General features: G+C 66.2%; 1 protein-coding gene. It reads left to right on the top strand.

Annotated features, from left to right (window positions below; all coding sequences use genetic code 11):
* Nucleotides 1–444: urease accessory protein UreD (locus tag D1614_RS28765; protein WP_175579321.1), on the top strand; the 444-nt coding region annotated here is incomplete at its 5' end.
* Nucleotides 445–535 lie beyond the last annotated feature (91 nt).

The raw sequence follows: 535 nt of genomic DNA on the forward strand, positions 1-535 counted from the left end.
ATCGGCTGGGACACCATCATGCTCGGCCGCCACGCCGCCGGTGAATCGTGGGCCGAAGGCCGCATCGCCATGCGCACCGCCTTGCGCTGCAACGGTCAGCCGCTGTGGATTGAATCGGCGGCGTTCGACGCGCAATCGCCCGTGCTGAATGCGACGACGGGCATGGCCGGATTTCACGTGGTCGGCACGCTGTGGGCCGTGGGCGAAGGCGCCACCGAAGCCCTCGCCGAATCGATGGCCGAGCACCTGCCGTACAACTTCGACCTGCGCGCGGGCGTCACGTGTCTCACGCAAGATGCGCCTGGCCTGCCAAACGTTTTGTTGCTGCGCGTGCTTGCACGCCGGCCCGAAGATGCGCGCGCGTTGCTGTCACAGACGTGGCTCGCGTTGCGCGAACCGATGCATGGCGTGGCAGGCCGTCCGCTGCGCCTCTGGTCTACATGACGGCCACACGATGGCGACCTGACCTCGAATCGCCCGATCTGCACTGAACTGAATTGACCCTCACCGAAGAGAGCCCCACGTGGAACTGACC

The organism is Maribellus luteus, from assembly GCF_003576475.1.
GTDB classification, from domain to species: domain Bacteria; phylum Bacteroidota; class Bacteroidia; order Bacteroidales; family Prolixibacteraceae; genus Draconibacterium; species Draconibacterium luteum.